Raw genomic sequence first — 12,805 nt, 5'->3', positions numbered from 1 at the left:
CAACATGCGCTCATCGCCAAGGCAGACTGCCACCGCACTGAGGGATTCACGCATGGCCGGCAAAACCGACAACCCAGCCAAGAAACAACGTTCCAAGTTCTTCCGCGTCGCCGTTGAAGGCGCAACCACCGATGGTCGCCAGATCGAACGCCAATGGCTGGTCGACGCTGCCGAAACCTACAGCCAGAACACCTACGGTGCGCGGGTTTGGATTGAGCATATGCGCAGCTTGCTGCCGGACAGCCCTTTCCGCGCTTATGGCGATGTGGTCGCTCTGAAGACGGAAGAAGTCGAGATTGCCGGGGCCAAAAAATTGGCCTTGTTCGCGCAAATCGAACCGACCTCCGACCTGATCGCCATGAACAAAGCACGGCAGAAGCTGTACACCAGCATCGAGATTCGGCCGAAATTCGCCGACACCGGCCGCGCCTATTTGGACGGCATCGCCGTTACCGATACCCCGGCCAGCCTGGGCACTGAGATGCTGACGTTCAGCGCCCAGCACCCGGACATGAACCCGCTGACCAGTCGCAAACGCGATCCCGGCAACCTCTTCTCTGAGGTCGTCGAGATTGAACTTGAATTCGAAGAAGTTGAGGACGAAAGCGGCAAAGTCGCAGGCCTGTTTAGCCGCGTTCTCGACCTACTCGGCAAGAGCAAGGACAAGGAAGGCAAGGACGCCGCTCTATTCACTGAACTCGGCGAGGCTGTTGAAGCCATGGCCGAGCATGTCGCCGGTCAGGGCGAAGCCTTTACCGCCGAAAAAACCGCCCGGGAAAAGCTGCAGACCGCTCACGAAAAGCTGTCTGCCGACTTCACGGCGTTGGTTCAACAGCTCGAAAAAACCCCGGACACCACCGGCCAGAAACCGCAGTACTCCGTTCGCCCGCCGGCTACGGGCGGTGACGGCGCACTCGTCACCGACTGCTGATCCAGATCACGGACAACACCCAGCCAAGGAACATCGGAGAACACCATGCGTAACGATACTCGCGTTCTTTTCAACGCTTACCTGCAACAACTCGCCCAATTGCACGGCGTGAGCGACGTCACCACCAAATTCACAGCCGCTCCCTCCGTTGCCCAGACGTTGGAAACCCGTATGCAGGAGTCGAGCGCGTTCCTCAGCTCGATCAACGTCTACGGTGTGTCCGAGCAGTCGGGCGAAAAAATCGGTATCGGTATCGACGGCACTATTGCCGGCACCACCGATACCACCCAGCAAGACCGTGAGCCACGCGACCCTACTGGCCTCGACAACCGTGGGTACACCTGCACCCAAACCAACTTCGATACCGGCCTGCGTTACCAGAAGCTGGATCAATGGGCCAAGTTCAAAGACTTCCAGGCGCGTATCCGTGACGCCATCATCCGGGCTCAGGCCCTCAACCGGATCATGATTGGTTGGAACGGGACCAGCCGTGCTGCGACCTCTAAACCGGACATCAACAAGCTGCTGCAGGACGTCAACGTCGGATGGCTGCAAAAGATGCGCTTGGAAAATCCGCAGCGCGTTATGAAAGAAGTCGTCGACGGCAGCGGCAAGATTCAGATCGGCGCGGGCAAAGACTTCGAAAACATCGACGCCCTGGTCGTCAGCATGGTCAACGAGTTCATCGAGCCCTGGTACCAGGAAGACACTGACCTGGTGGTGATCTGCGGACGCCAGCTGCTGGCCGACAAGTACTTCCCGATCATCAACAAGACCCAAGCGCCAACCGAAATGCTCGCGGCCGATATCGTCACCAGCCAGAAGCGCATCGGCAACCTGCCAGCGGTGCGAGTGCCTCACTTCCCGCCGAACGGCCTGCTGGTCACCCGCCTCGACAACCTGTCGATCTACTGGCAGGAAGGCACCCGCCGCCGCACGGTGGTGGATAACGCCAAACGCGACCGTATCGAAAACTACGAGTCGGTCAATGAAAGCTATGTGATTGAAGACCTGGGCTGCGCTGCCATGGCCGAAAACATCACCCTGAGCTAAGGCGCACAACCATGACCAATCCTTGCCGTCGTCACTTCCAGCGCGTCACAGCAGCTGTTGCAGCGGCCGCTGTGGCCGGCCCAGCCATGACCATGGAAGGTTCCACTGTTTACGAACTGCACCTGGCGAAGCTTCAGCAGGACTACTTGCGCCTGAAACAGGTCCAGTCCACCGAAGGCAAAGCAGAGCTGAAAAAGCAACTGCTCCCCGAATACGTCCCATACGTGGAAGGCGTTCTGGCAGGCGGAAAAGGCGCGCAGGACCAGGTGCTGACCACTTTGATGGTTTGGCGGATGGATGCCGGCGACTTTGCCGGCGCCCTGGACATTGCCGAGTACGTCATCCAGCACGCATTGCTCATGCCTGACCGCTTCGAACGCACTACCGGCACCATCGTTGCCGAGGAGATTGCCGAAGTCGCCCTGAAGGCGCAAAAGGCCGGTGGCACGTTCGACGTGGATCTGCTGCTGCGCACTGAGCAAATCGCGGGTGAAGAAGACATGCCCGACCAGGCCAAAGCCAAGCTGCATCTGGCCCTGGGCAAGGCTTACGCCGAGATGGTTTCCGACGACGACACGTCGGAAAGCAAGGTGGCCGCCCTGTGTCACCTGGAATCTTCGAAAAAATATCTGTCCCGTGCCATTGAGCTAAACACCAACTGCGGTGGCAAGAAGGATTTGGAGCGCGTCGAGCGTCTCCTGAAAAAATACGCTGCTCCTGCAGCTAACTGAGCGTCCCCACGCACCCCGCCGGCTCGGGGCGGAACGGCCAGGCCGCTCCTCCTGAACGTGAAGCCCCGACCACCGGCGATCTATTTTCGAGTGCAGTCTCATGAGCGCATTTGTTGCCAGCGGCGCCGTCGCCAGCGGCCACATAAACACCGACCCGTTCTGGCCGTCGATTGACCTGGACAACCTGCGCGCCACTCTGCGCATCGACTCCAGTGTCACCCCGGCCCGCCTGGAAACCGCCGTGATCGCTGCCGCCATCAATCTCAACCGCGAGTTAAGCGACTGGCGCGCCATTCAACAGGCGGCTGGTTACACAACGCTGGACTCCGTGCCAGGTGACCGCATCAAGGACTTATCGGTAAAGGCCCACCTCTACCGTCGCGCCATCGAAGCCGGTACCGGTGCCGAGGTGTGCGAGCGTTACCGCGACTACAGCGCGACCAACACCGGGAACAATAAAGCCGAGGAAACCGCCCCTACCATCGACGACTACCGCCGCGATCTGCGCTGGGCAGTCCGTGATTTTCTCGGAAAAAGCCGCACCACCGTGGAGCTGATCTGATGCCCGTCACCATCCGCGCCAATCAAAACGAAACCGTCGACGCGCTGTGTTGGCGGTATTACGGCCGAACCGCGGGCGTCACCGAAGCGGTGCTACAGGCGAACCCCGGATTGGCTGATCACGGCCCCATCTTGCCGCACGGCCTCCCCGTCAACATGCCCGAAGCCCAGACCAGCGCGCCCCAGCGGCAGATGGTGAACCTATGGGACTGACTCCCTGCAACCAAGGAAACCCACACCATGGCTGATCCGACTTCCAGCGCCGTGACCGGCCTGCTTATGGGCCTGGGCCTGGCAACCGTGACGCCGATTATCGACGGCGAAGCGCTGTTTGGCGCAATCCTCGGCGCGTGGCTGGTGACCAGTACCAAGCATGACCTCAAGGTCTGGCAGCGTCTCGGCTCGCTGTTTCTATCGGCCGGCGTGGGCTATCTGTTCGCGCCGATGGCCTTGCAGGCCATCCCGTTCATCACCAGTGGCGGCGGTGCGTTCCTCTGCGCCCTGGTGGTCATCCCGATCAGCATCAAGCTGATGGTGTGGGTGGAAAAAGCGGACATCTGGGACATCTGGCGTCGCATCCGAGGGGGCAGCTGACATGCCAAACATCGAACTGGCCGTGCAACTGATCACGGCAATCGCCTACTTGCTGAGCGCCTTCCGGTTGGCCTGCTACACCCGAGGCGCATCCCGGTATCGGCGCAGCATCTCACTACTCGCCAGCCTTTTCGGCTCGGCACTGTGCATCTGCGGCCTGGAAATACTGCTGTACCGCCAGCCCACCAGCCTCTGGCAAGCCGTCTCCATCGTATTGCTTTGCACCCTGATTTTCCGTTCACGCGGCAACGTCGCCGCCCTGTTGAGGCCCAGTGCATGACCACCACCCTTCGCCACGGCGACCGCTCGCAGGCGGTGCTTATCCTGCAAAAGAACCTCAACAGGCACGGCGCCAAACTGGTGCCCGACGGCCACTATGGCGACGCTACAGAGACGGCCGTCCGTGCATACCAGGTGAAAGTTGGTCTGGTACCTACGCGACTTCGTGATCGTGCCGGAATACCGCGCCGGTTATATGGGGGTGCATGACTGGCAGGACACTGCCGGCACGGTCGCCGGCCGGTCGAGCCCAACCAACGGCAAGTTTTCGGTTGCCGACCCTCGGCCCACCAGCAAATTCGAATACACCCAATACGGCGTGTTGCCGTATGAACGCCACTGCGGCGTGGTCACCGGACAACGCAGCCCAGGACAAGGGACGTTCAGCGTTGCAGACCCGCGCATGAGCGGCGAGCGGCACAACAACGTGTTCCGCGTAGTTCGCAACGACCAAGCCGCCGGCACTGTCACCGCAGGGCACGGCCCTAGCTCCGGCGGTCAGGCCGTGGCCGACCCTCGGCAGCCATCAAAAGGCTTCGGCAAGTACCTGGTTACCGACTACAGCAAGCCAGCCGGTACCGTGATCGCTGGCAGCACCACTGGGCAAGGCGCTTTCGCCGTGGCAGATCCTGCGTACAAAAGCTGGCATCCGAACGCCAGTACGCAAAAGCTGCGGATCACGCCTTGGAGCGAAAGTACCAAGACAGTCACCGGCTCGCAACAGGTTGCAAGCGGGGCGTTATCGATCGCAGATCCACGCCCGGGCATGTCGCGCATTAAGGGCGACGCCTACCTGACCGGCGGGCATTACGGCGTAGTCGACTACAACACCCCGGCCGGCGCCGTTTCCGCCAGTGCCTGCCACGACAATGGCCGATGGTCGGTTGCGGACCAGCGCATGCCGGCACCCAATGACCGGCTGACCTGCATGATCACCAGCCTCGACGGCACCTGGCATCGTCCGTTCACCACCCTGGAGCTGGCAGCGCTGCAATCCCTGTTTGATCCCGAGGACTACTGGTCGACCGATCCACAGACAGCACATGAAATCGAGCGTATGCAGCGAGTTCGCAAGATTGAACAGGCGGGTGTCTTCCGGCTTGACGGTATTAACGACGGCAACCACCGGGAGCGCATTGGCAATGCGGTACCGCGCGCGGCGGCAAGGGCGATGGCGGATGTGTTCGGCATGACGCTACTGCTGTCCGAGGCCGGAGAGACGTTCATGCTGAGCAACGTGTCGATTTGGGTACAGCCGGTGGCGATTGCATTGAGCGTGGCTCAATTGGAGCAACAGTCATGACCAAAACGATCCTCGACCCATGCTGTGGAAGCCGAATGTTTTGGTTTGACAAGAAACACCCGGCGGTCATCTTCGGTGACATCAGGACCGAGCAAAAAGCCCTGTGCGATGGGCGGACACTGACCGTTTGCCCGGACGTCACACTTGATTTTCGTGATCTTCCCTATGCAGACGGATCCTTCAAGCTGGTTTCCTTTGATCCGCCGCACCTGGTGCGTGCTGGGGCTGAGAGCTGGATGAAGGCTAAATACGGGATACTCAATCCGAATACATGGCAGCAAGACCTGCGGAAGGGCTTCGCAGAGTGTTTTCGTGTGTTGGCCACCGACGGTGTACTGGTTTTCAAGTGGAACGAAACGCAGATTCGCACCAGCCAAATTCTGTCGCTTACCGATCAGCAGCCGCTGTTCGGTCACCCAAGCGGAAAAAAAGGCGGCACACACTGGATAGTTTTCATGAAGGCCGAGGCAACACTGCTTCCAGCCGGTTCCGATGTGAGGGAGTCATCATGAACACAGCTTTTATCCTGATGGCCCAATACGACGGCCAGGCGATTATCTCTCTTGAGGTGGTGTGCCGTGATTATTTCACGCACCTGACGCCGGACATGTTCCAGCGCAAGGTGATGAGCGGTCAGATCAAGTTGCCCATCACCCGCCTGGAGCCCAGCCAGAAGTCGGCCAGGGGCGTCCATCTCACCGATCTGGCCGCGTACCTGGACCTGCAACGCGCAGCAGCAGTTAAAGAGCACAGCCAGATCAACGGGTTAAAACACGTCGTTTGAGCCACTTCTGCGATGCGGCGCCCAGTTGGACGGGCGCCCTCAGAATCTTTTCGTGCCACTCCCAGCCCACATAGCGGTCGCCCCGACCGCGAAGGTGGGTGTAACGCCTCATTGAATTCCAATCCCTGTGGCCGGAAACACTCGCCACACGCGGAATATCCCAGTCCATTTCGAACAGGCGGCTGACACCTTCATGCCGGAGGTCGTGGAAGTGCAGATCCGCGATGGTCAAAAACTTGCAGGCTTTCGCCCAGGACGTGGAGATCGACTCTGGGCTGTAGGGGAAGATATCTTCGCCGGCCTTCGGCATCGTCTGGAGGATGTGCCACGCCTCGTCCGGCAGGTAACACCAAACATCGTTGCCGATCTTCTGCCCTGGGTTTTTCATGTCGCGCACCAGCACCCGCTGGCCGGCGTCGTCTACATCTGCCCAGCGAATTCGGGTTATTTCATCGAGCCGACGCGTGGAGAACAGGGCGAAGCCCACGACCTTCAGCATATTTATGACGGTCGGGCGCCTCACCTGCATGGCCTGGTAGTGCGTCAGCACCCGTCCCAGCTCATCCAATGTCGGTCGGCGGTCACGCTCACGGCTTTTCAAGTTGTAGCCCAGCTTGCGTAACACACGCCGTGCCCCCCCCATGGCGAGCGGATCGACCTGGTAGCCCCATGCGTCTTTGGCAATTGCCAGCACTGCGCCCAGGTGCGCCAGGTCATTGCCAGCGGTTTGTGGCTGAACGCCACCGCCCTCCCCGCTCATTCGCCAAAGTGCATAATCGACCAGGCACTGGGTGTTGATATCCGTATCGGTCAACTTGCCCAGGTAAGTTTCGCCAATTGCATTGAGTGTGGCGCGCTTGGTCTTGCCCAGCGGCTTGGCTTTCTCAACTTCGACCAGGTAGCGATCGGTCATATCTTTCAGCGTGGCGCCCTTGCGGTTTGCGCGCTCGATCGCACCAGGCTCATCCAGCTCCGACCCGCGCTTGCGTGCCCAAGCCTGAGCAGCCTGTTTTCGGGCGAAGGTCTGGCTCTCTTGGTAGACTTGCACTCCGTCGCGCTTGATGCGGATCTGTGCCGTGTAGCTCACAGTCCCATCCGCCAGTTTTCTTGCCCTGATAGTCGCCATATTGAAAGTGGTACGCGTCAGTTTTGAAGTGGTACATCGTACCACCGAGACTTTAAAAACGCCTGAAAACGCCTGAAAACACGCCCAGAACACGTTGAGTAAAATGCTAGATAAACAGACCTTTAGCCCAGTAAACGCAAGGCCAACGCTGTCTCGGCGCTTTAGTGTTGCCCCCATGATGGACTGGACCGACCGCCACTGCCGGTTCTTCCTGCGCCTGCTCTCCAAACACGCCCTGCTCTACACCGAGATGGTTACCACCGGCGCTATCCTCCACGGCGATCACGACCGTTTCCTGCGCCACAACGAAGCCGAGCACCCGCTGGCGCTGCAATTGGGCGGCAGTGTCCCAGCCGATCTGGCCGCCTGCGCCCGCATGGCCGAGGCCGCCGGTTACGATGAAGTGAACCTGAACGTCGGTTGCCCCAGCGACCGGGTGCAGAACAACATGATCGGCGCGATCCTCATGGCGCACCCTGCCCTGGTGGCGGACTGTGTAAAGGCGATGCGCGATGCGGTGTCGATCCCCGTGACGGTGAAGCATCGTATCGGCATCAATGGCCGGGACAGTTATGCCGAGCTGTGTGATTTCGTCGGGACGGTGAAAGACGCGGGTTGCACCAGTTTTACCGTGCATGCGCGGATTGCGATTCTGGAGGGGTTGTCGCCCAAGGAGAACCGTGACATTCCACCCTTGCGTTATGACGTGGCGGCGCAGTTGAAGCGGGATTTTCCGGAGTTGGAGATTAATCTCAACGGTGGGATCAAGACGTTGGAGCAGTGCCAGGAGCATTTGCAGACGTTTGATGGGGTGATGTTGGGGCGGGAGGCTTATCACAATCCGTATTTGCTGGCCGAGGTGGATCAACAGCTGTTTGGCAGCACTGCGCCTGTCATCACCCGCGCCGAGGCGCTGGCACAGTTGCGCCCGTATATAGCCGAGCACTTGGCAACAGGTGGCTCGATGCATCACATCACGCGCCATGTTCTGGGGCTGGGAACCGGTTTCCCGGGGGCGCGTAAGTTTCGGCAATTGTTGTCGGTGGATATTCATAAGGCGGTGGATCCGTTGGCGTTGCTGGATCAGGCGGGGGAGTTGTTGGAGGGGCGGTGACGGGTTGGGTGTCAGTGGGGGTATTTGGGGCTGACAGGCTGCTTTCGCGAGCAAGCCCGCTCCCACAGTTTTGAGCGATGCGTGTCAGGTGAATATCAGTGGCTGCACTGGCGTCATCGCAGGCAAGCCAGCTCCCACAGTTTGACTGATGGGGGTCAGGTGAATGTCAGTGGCTGGGCTGGCGTCATGCAGGCAAGCCGGCTCTCACAGTTTGATTGGGGTGGTTATCGGGCAGTTGGGTTGAACCTGCCAACGATTTTGCCCTCCTATTAAGCACCACGGCCGGTAATTCAAACGGCCGTTTCCAGGTTATTGCCCTCGCAAACGACCTAACGCATTTGCGCCCTTGAGCGCTTGCCAGCGCTCGGGTAATGTCATCAGACCCACAGGACAGAGCACGCCCATGACTTCCAAGCTGGAACAACTCAAGCAATTCACCACTGTCGTAGCCGATACCGGCGATTTTTCCACCCTCGCCAAGCTCAAGCCGCAAGACGCGACCACCAACCCTTCCCTGCTGCTCAAGGCTGCGTCGATCCCGGGCTATGCCAAGCTGCTGGATGAGTGTGTGCAAGACTGCAACGGCGACGTGGGCCTGGCCAGTGACCGCTTTGCGGTGGCGGTGGGTCAAGAAATTCTCAAAGTAGTGCCGGGCCGTATTTCCACTGAGGTGGATGCGCGCCTGTCGTTCGACGAGGCCGCGATTCTCAAGCGTGCGCACCGTCTGATCGACCTGTACGACAAAGCCGGCGTTGGTCGTGACCGCGTGCTGATCAAGATCGCTTCTACCTGGGAAGGCATCCGTGCCGCCGAGAAGCTGGAAAAAGAAGGCATCCAGACCAACCTGACGCTGCTGTTCTCCTTCGCGCAGGCCGTGGCTTGTGCCGAAGCGGGTGTGTTTCTGATTTCGCCGTTCGTGGGCCGTATCTACGATTGGTACAAGAAGGCCAATGGCAACGATTACACCGGTTCCGATGATCCGGGCGTGCAGTCGGTGACGCGCATCTACAACTACTACAAGGCCAACGGCTACAAGACGGTGGTGATGGGTGCGAGCTTCCGTAACCTCAGCCAGATCGAAGAGCTGGCCGGGTGTGACCGCCTGACCATCAGCCCGGACCTGTTGGAGAAGCTGGCAGCCGATGAAGGCAAGCTGGAGCGCAAGTTGGCGCCAGGCCATGCCGGTGAGGCCCGTGTGCATATGACTGAAGCGCAGTTCCGTTGGGAGTCCAACGAGGATGCGATGGCGACTGAGAAGCTGGCAGAGGGTATTCGCCAGTTTGCTCGGGATCAGGAGAAGCTGGAGGCGTTGTTGTCGGCCAAGCTGTAAGGGCAGATAGCAGCAGAAAGGGCGGCACCTGTGAGGGTGCCGCCCTTTTTTGTGTACCAGTTTCAAGTCGATCGCAGGTCAATTGTGGGAGGGGGCTTGCTCCCGATAGCGGAGTGCCAGTCACTGGATTTGTTGACTGATCCACCGCTATCGGGAGCAAGCCCCCTCCCACATGGGCATGTGTTTCGACAGGGAAGCCGTCAGTGGCGCTCTAGGGCGTTGACCAGGTCGTGGAAGGCTTCGCGGTTGGACTCGTTGAGGCCCATGAGGATCTTGTGCGCTTCCAGCACCTTGACCCGCACGATTTCTTCGGACTGGTCTTGCGACGGCAGGTCGGTGAGGCATTCCGGGCAGGGAATTGGGCGGTCAACGATGTTGAACACCTGGTCAAAGCCCATCGACTGCAATAGACGGGTGATGTCTTCGTGGGTGGTGACCACAGTCGGCAACAGGCCGACCTTCTGCCGCGACAGAATGGACAGCTTGGCCAACAGCCCCAGGGTGGTGCTGTCGATGCTGCGGGTTTCGGTCAGGTCGATCACGATCGCCGAGAAGTTCAGCGCTGTGAAGATCCGCTCAATCGTCGCATCCAGGGCCGAACACAAGGTCAGGCGCACTTCACCGACAAACTTCAGGACGAAGGTCCCGTCTTGCTCGGCGAATTGGATTCTTCCGGTACTCATCAAAGATTCCTGCTCAACACCAATAGGGCGATATCATCCGGCATCTCCCCTAGCGTGGCCAATCCAAAAACCTGCCGCAGGCCATCCAGGCTGCCGCCCGCCGACTTGACCTTTTGGGGCAAGGCGGCTTCTTTCTCTTTGAGTGTAGGCTCTGGAAGAAGGTCCAGGATGCCATCGGACATCAGCGTCAGGCTGAAGGTCGGCGGCAGTTCCAGGATGTGGTCTTCGTAGGTGGCTTCATTGAACAAGCCCACCGGCAGGCCACGCCCTTCCAGGTAGCGCACACTGTCAGGAGTGTACAAAACAGGCATCGGCAGGTGACCGCCAATGCTGTAGGTCAAAAGACCGGTTTCTTCGTCGATCACGCCGCCGACCATCGTCACGTGCTTGCCCAGCTTGCAGCTGATCAGGCCCCGGTTGATGTGGCCCAGCACCTCGGAGGGGGTGAACTCCGGCAAGGTGCCATTGCGCTTGGACTCGAACAACAGCCGTGTGGTCATGAACTTCAACAACACGGTCACAAAGGCAGAAGACGCGCCGTGGCCGGAAACGTCGGCCAGGTAGAACGCCACCCGGCGCTCATCGACGCGGAAGTAGTCGACAAAATCACCCGACAGGTACAACGACGGGATGATCTGGTGGGCAAACTTGAACTCGTCGATGCTCCAGGGGCTCACCGGCAGCATGTTCATCTGCACTTGGCGACCGGCGTTCTGGTCTTCCTGGAGCAGATTCAGGCTGGCTTCGAGTTCGCGGTTGGCGGTCTCGAGCTTTTCGCGGTAGCGCTGGTTTTCCAGGAGCAGGCGGGCACGGTCCAGGGCGCGGCGCACCGAGTGCTCCAGCACGGCCAGGTCTTCCAGGGGCTTGATCAGGTAATCGGCAGCGCCCAGGCGCAGGGCTTCGACAGCGTCGTTCATGACACCGGCACCGGACACGACAATCACCGGCGTTTGCGGGGCAAGCTCGGTCACCTGGCGAATCAGCTCCAGGCCGCCCATCTGGGGCATGCGCAGGTCGCAGATCACAAGGTCGGGCTTGTCGCGCTCGAATACCTGGAGACCCTGTTGGCCATTACTGGCCTGCAGGACGCTGAAGCCACTGTCTTCCAAGTAGGCCGCGAGGCTCGCGCGCACTACTTCGTCGTCATCGATTATCAGCAGCGTGGCACTGGTTTTTTGCATGTGGGCAAACGGCGCCAGAATTAGGTTGGCGTAGGCGGCTCGGCAATGGCCGGGCTCACGTACTGGATTCGCTTTCTAGCCTCTCTGTCCTACAAAGCATTGGGATTTCGCCCATGCACAACGGTAAAGCAGAGGTGCCCTTCTAAGGCGCAGACGGTACTCCCATCCGTGAGGGGTTTCAAGCTCATGGCGATGGTCGCCGGGCGTCTTTACCCTGCAAATCACCGGGAGTTATAAGAACCGCTTGGACCACAACACAAAGTAAGGTTGGATCACGCATAAAAAAAGGCGACCATAAACAGGTCGCCTTATTTCATTTCAAGATGTCACGGCTTAAAAGTCGTCGACAACCTTGCCATCCTTGACCTTGAACTCACGGTTCTGCAGGTAGGCGTTACGGATAAAGGTGTACTTGTCGCCGCTGATCAGCTTCTCGCTGTCGAGCAAGCTGGCGCGCACGTCGACGACGTTCAGGCCGAAGGTGCTGTTACGCCAGCCGATGTCATTCATGTAGCGGTAGGGTTGGGTGTAGCTGTCGACGTATTTGGACGGCGCATCACGCAAGGTGCTTGGGCCCAGCAATGGGATCATCACGTAGGGGCCGCTGCCGACGCCCCAGTAGCCGAGGGTCTGGCCGAAGTCTTCGTCGCTGCGCTGCAGCCCCATTTTGGTGCCGACATCGATAAAGCCCAGCACGCCAAAGGTGGTGTTGACCAACAGGCGAGCGGTGTCGACGCCTGCATTGTGCGGCTTGAGTTGCAGCACGTTGTTGGCCAGGTTGCCGACATCGCCGATGTTACGGAAGAAGTTGTGAACGCCGTCCTGCACAAACTGCGGGGTGACGAACTGATAGCCCTGGGCGATCGGCTTGAGGGCGTAGGTATCAACGGTGTCGTTGAAGGTGAAGATCGGGCGGTTGACGCTTTCCCATGGATCATCTTCCGACGCGGCTTGAGCGGCAAACGGTGCCAATAGGATGGTGGCACACACCGATAGCTGAGCGAAGTAGTGGCTCCAGCGCATAGCTTTTGCTCCTTGAATGGTCTGTCATGGGCGCTATGCCCTGAATAAGGCCGTCAGTATATGACGGAAGTGTGTGTTTAGGCAGCTACCAGGATCCTGTCTCACGAAAAAT

15 protein-coding genes and 2 pseudogenes are annotated in these 12,805 nt (G+C 59.5%); 13 read left to right on the top strand and 4 right to left on the bottom strand.

Features of this window, described 5'->3' with window-relative positions; all coding sequences use genetic code 11:
• The first annotated feature begins 52 nt into the window (after positions 1–52).
• From E3O56_RS10675 to E3O56_RS10625, 11 genes and pseudogenes are all read left to right on the top strand, one after another.
• Positions 53–931 carry a GPO family capsid scaffolding protein gene (locus E3O56_RS10675; protein WP_080520522.1) on the top strand — a complete coding sequence of 293 codons (879 nt, stop codon included), beginning with the start codon at positions 53–55 and terminating at the stop codon, positions 929–931.
• A 45-nt stretch (positions 932–976) separates the two neighbouring features.
• Positions 977–1,984 carry a phage major capsid protein, P2 family gene (locus E3O56_RS10670; protein ID WP_248128193.1) on the top strand — a complete coding sequence of 336 codons (1,008 nt, stop codon included), beginning with the start codon at positions 977–979 and terminating at the stop codon, positions 1,982–1,984.
• Positions 1,985–1,995: 11 nt separating this feature from the next.
• Positions 1,996–2,715, top strand: a complete 720-nt coding sequence (gpM, locus tag E3O56_RS10665) for a phage terminase small subunit (RefSeq protein ID WP_248128192.1) — start codon at positions 1,996–1,998, stop codon at positions 2,713–2,715.
• A gap of 100 nt (positions 2,716–2,815) precedes the next feature.
• Positions 2,816–3,277 carry a head completion/stabilization protein gene (locus tag E3O56_RS10660; RefSeq protein ID WP_248128191.1) on the top strand — a complete coding sequence of 154 codons (462 nt, stop codon included), beginning with the start codon at positions 2,816–2,818 and terminating at the stop codon, positions 3,275–3,277.
• Entirely contained in the window at positions 3,277–3,489 is a 213-nt protein-coding gene (locus E3O56_RS10655; RefSeq protein WP_044483089.1) for a tail protein X, read from the top strand. The genes E3O56_RS10660 and E3O56_RS10655 overlap by 1 nt, the downstream gene beginning before the upstream one ends.
• Before the next feature lie 27 nt (positions 3,490–3,516).
• Positions 3,517–3,870 carry a putative holin gene (locus E3O56_RS10650; protein ID WP_014717568.1) on the top strand — a complete coding sequence of 118 codons (354 nt, stop codon included), beginning with the start codon at positions 3,517–3,519 and terminating at the stop codon, positions 3,868–3,870.
• A 1-nt stretch (position 3,871) separates the two neighbouring features.
• On the top strand, positions 3,872–4,150 hold the full coding sequence (locus E3O56_RS10645; protein ID WP_014717567.1) for a phage holin family protein: 279 nt from the start codon (positions 3,872–3,874) through the stop codon (positions 4,148–4,150).
• Positions 4,147–4,302, top strand: a pseudogene (locus tag E3O56_RS10640) (peptidoglycan-binding protein); the annotation flags it as partial. The gene E3O56_RS10645 and the pseudogene E3O56_RS10640, both read left to right, overlap by 4 nt.
• Positions 4,301–5,452 (top strand): annotated as a pseudogene (locus tag E3O56_RS10635) (DNA cytosine methyltransferase); the annotation flags it as partial. The pseudogenes E3O56_RS10640 and E3O56_RS10635, both read left to right, overlap by 2 nt.
• Positions 5,449–5,964, top strand: coding sequence for a class I SAM-dependent methyltransferase (locus tag E3O56_RS10630; RefSeq protein WP_248128190.1), 516 nt, complete (start codon positions 5,449–5,451; stop codon positions 5,962–5,964). The pseudogene E3O56_RS10635 and the gene E3O56_RS10630, both read left to right, overlap by 4 nt.
• Positions 5,961–6,236 carry a pyocin activator PrtN family protein gene (locus tag E3O56_RS10625; protein ID WP_060549115.1) on the top strand — a complete coding sequence of 92 codons (276 nt, stop codon included), beginning with the start codon at positions 5,961–5,963 and terminating at the stop codon, positions 6,234–6,236. The genes E3O56_RS10630 and E3O56_RS10625 overlap by 4 nt, the downstream gene beginning before the upstream one ends.
• Here E3O56_RS10625 and E3O56_RS10620 read toward each other — a convergent pair.
• Complete coding sequence (locus tag E3O56_RS10620; protein ID WP_248128226.1) at positions 6,211–7,362, bottom strand: site-specific integrase; 1,152 nt, start codon at positions 7,360–7,362, stop codon at positions 6,211–6,213. The two genes, E3O56_RS10625 and E3O56_RS10620, sit on opposite strands and share 26 nt — an antisense overlap.
• A gap of 103 nt (positions 7,363–7,465) precedes the next feature.
• Here E3O56_RS10620 and dusA point away from each other — a divergent pair, with 103 nt between their 5' ends.
• Positions 7,466–8,476: a tRNA dihydrouridine(20/20a) synthase DusA gene (gene dusA, locus E3O56_RS10615; RefSeq protein WP_248128189.1), complete on the top strand. Its 1,011-nt coding sequence runs from the start codon at positions 7,466–7,468 to the stop codon at positions 8,474–8,476.
• A gap of 403 nt (positions 8,477–8,879) precedes the next feature.
• Positions 8,880–9,806, top strand: coding sequence for a transaldolase (gene tal, locus E3O56_RS10610; protein WP_019818234.1), 927 nt, complete (start codon positions 8,880–8,882; stop codon positions 9,804–9,806).
• A 200-nt stretch (positions 9,807–10,006) separates the two neighbouring features.
• Here tal and rssC read toward each other — a convergent pair whose 3' ends face one another.
• The 3 genes from rssC to E3O56_RS10595 all read right to left on the bottom strand — a co-directional run bounded on the left by rssC (position 10,007) and on the right by E3O56_RS10595 (position 12,693).
• Complete coding sequence (gene rssC / locus E3O56_RS10605; RefSeq protein ID WP_010212025.1) at positions 10,007–10,489, bottom strand: anti-sigma factor antagonist RssC; 483 nt, start codon at positions 10,487–10,489, stop codon at positions 10,007–10,009.
• Positions 10,489–11,670, bottom strand: coding sequence for a two-component system response regulator RssB (rssB, locus tag E3O56_RS10600; protein WP_005786210.1), 1,182 nt, complete (start codon positions 11,668–11,670; stop codon positions 10,489–10,491). Before rssB ends, rssC begins: the two co-directional genes overlap by 1 nt.
• A 333-nt stretch (positions 11,671–12,003) precedes the next feature.
• Positions 12,004–12,693, bottom strand: coding sequence for a VacJ family lipoprotein (locus E3O56_RS10595; RefSeq protein WP_005786208.1), 690 nt, complete (start codon positions 12,691–12,693; stop codon positions 12,004–12,006).
• Positions 12,694–12,805 lie beyond the last annotated feature (112 nt).

This window comes from Pseudomonas sp. W2Aug9 (genome assembly GCF_023127755.1).
Lineage (GTDB): Bacteria > Pseudomonadota > Gammaproteobacteria > Pseudomonadales > Pseudomonadaceae > Aquipseudomonas > Aquipseudomonas synxantha_A.
The sequence above is the reverse complement of the archived record's forward strand: the minus strand, read 5'-3'. Positions and strand labels throughout refer to the sequence as shown.

Bases quoted from the DNA above. Each gene is read 5' to 3' on its own strand.
- E3O56_RS10675 (WP_080520522.1), top strand. From the start codon at position 53: ATGGCCGGCAAAACCGACAACCCAGCCAAGAAACAACGTTCCAAGTTC.
- E3O56_RS10670 (WP_248128193.1), top strand. From the start codon at position 977: ATGCGTAACGATACTCGCGTTCTTTTCAACGCTTACCTGCAACAACTC.
- gpM (WP_248128192.1), top strand. From the start codon at position 1,996: ATGACCAATCCTTGCCGTCGTCACTTCCAGCGCGTCACAGCAGCTGTT.
- E3O56_RS10660 (WP_248128191.1), top strand. From the start codon at position 2,816: ATGAGCGCATTTGTTGCCAGCGGCGCCGTCGCCAGCGGCCACATAAAC.
- E3O56_RS10655 (WP_044483089.1), top strand. From the start codon at position 3,277: ATGCCCGTCACCATCCGCGCCAATCAAAACGAAACCGTCGACGCGCTG.
- E3O56_RS10650 (WP_014717568.1), top strand. From the start codon at position 3,517: ATGGCTGATCCGACTTCCAGCGCCGTGACCGGCCTGCTTATGGGCCTG.
- E3O56_RS10645 (WP_014717567.1), top strand. From the start codon at position 3,872: ATGCCAAACATCGAACTGGCCGTGCAACTGATCACGGCAATCGCCTAC.
- E3O56_RS10630 (WP_248128190.1), top strand. From the start codon at position 5,449: ATGACCAAAACGATCCTCGACCCATGCTGTGGAAGCCGAATGTTTTGG.
- E3O56_RS10625 (WP_060549115.1), top strand. From the start codon at position 5,961: ATGAACACAGCTTTTATCCTGATGGCCCAATACGACGGCCAGGCGATT.
- E3O56_RS10620 (WP_248128226.1), bottom strand. From the start codon at position 7,362: ATGGCGACTATCAGGGCAAGAAAACTGGCGGATGGGACTGTGAGCTAC.
- dusA (WP_248128189.1), top strand. From the start codon at position 7,466: ATGCTAGATAAACAGACCTTTAGCCCAGTAAACGCAAGGCCAACGCTG.
- tal (WP_019818234.1), top strand. From the start codon at position 8,880: ATGACTTCCAAGCTGGAACAACTCAAGCAATTCACCACTGTCGTAGCC.
- rssC (WP_010212025.1), bottom strand. From the start codon at position 10,489: ATGAGTACCGGAAGAATCCAATTCGCCGAGCAAGACGGGACCTTCGTC.
- rssB (WP_005786210.1), bottom strand. From the start codon at position 11,670: ATGCAAAAAACCAGTGCCACGCTGCTGATAATCGATGACGACGAAGTA.
- E3O56_RS10595 (WP_005786208.1), bottom strand. From the start codon at position 12,693: ATGCGCTGGAGCCACTACTTCGCTCAGCTATCGGTGTGTGCCACCATC.